The sequence below is a fragment of the Donghicola eburneus genome, from assembly GCF_900115865.1.
Classification (GTDB): Bacteria; Pseudomonadota; Alphaproteobacteria; order Rhodobacterales; family Rhodobacteraceae; genus Donghicola; species Donghicola eburneus.
Map to the genome: position 1 here is coordinate 1 of NZ_FOXY01000059.1, position 1,041 is coordinate 1,041.

The 1,041-nt window shown below is 57.3% G+C and carries 1 protein-coding gene; it reads right to left on the bottom strand.

Annotated features, from left to right (window positions below):
* Positions 1-16: 16 nt before the first annotated feature.
* Positions 17-1,009 (bottom strand): IS30 family transposase, encoded by a 993-nt coding sequence (locus tag BM225_RS21530; protein ID WP_092465548.1) that lies wholly within the window; start codon positions 1,007-1,009, stop codon positions 17-19.
* Positions 1,010-1,041: the final 32 nt, after the last annotated feature.

The following is a 1,041-nucleotide window of genomic DNA, read 5'->3' on the forward strand; positions in this document are numbered from 1 at the left end:
GTTGCGACAACTTCTCCTATCTTAGCTTCATCATTTCTTCTCTGAAGGCTTCGGTGGGCGTGCGCCAGCCTAGACACTTCCTGGGGGTTCCGTTCAAGCGGTCGGCAATCGCCTTCATTTGGCGACTGGAGAGCGCAGCAAGTTCAGTGTCGCGGGGGAGATACCGACGCGCACGCTTGTTCATGTTTTCGACAGAGCCTTTCTGCCACGGTGCCTGCGGATCGCAGAACCAGCTCTCTGTGCCAATCCCTGACATCAGTTTGCGCCATTCTCGGAACTCGAAGCCGCGGTCAAAAGTGATCGATCTCCGGGCTGGCTGGGGCAGGGGTTCCATCACATTCATCAGCTTGTTCATCAGGTGCGTGGAGCTGCGGTCATTGTTGCGGAATAGCACGGCAAAGCGGGTTTTCCGCTCAACCAGGGAGGCGACGTTCATCTTGCCATGAGACCTCTCGAAGATCATCAGATCGCCCTCCCATTCGCCGAAGGTCTCTCGGGTTTTCACATATTCCGGACGTTGGTGAATGGACCGATCCGGTGGAAATATCTGGCCTCTGGGCCGCCTTGCATAGCGCGGCCTGCGTTTCTTGTGCCGGCCGGGAAGGTGTCGGGCGAGCTCTTCTGATTGGCCTTCGGGGCTATAGATATAGGCATAAATCGTCTCGTGGCTGACGCGCAGGGGCTGCCCATCGAAACCGAGCCGGCCTGCGATTTGCTCCGGCGTCCAGCCGACCTTCAGTCGAGCGACGACATGGGCGCGCAATGCTTCAAGGCGGATCAATTTACGCCGCCGCACGCGGCGCTTTGATGCCTCGCGCTGTGCAGTCATGCCGTAGTAACCGTTCAGATACGGCAGTTCTGCGTCGGCGAAAGAATTCCGTTTGATCTCGCGGTAAATGGTCGCGCGATGCCTGCCGATTTCCGCTGCGATCCTGCTTATCGGCATCTTCGCATTCAGCATATCTTCGATCGCGCGTCTTTCGTGTAAATCCAGTTCTGTGTGGGCCATGTCCGGTCTCCTTGCTTTTCAGCAAGATAGAG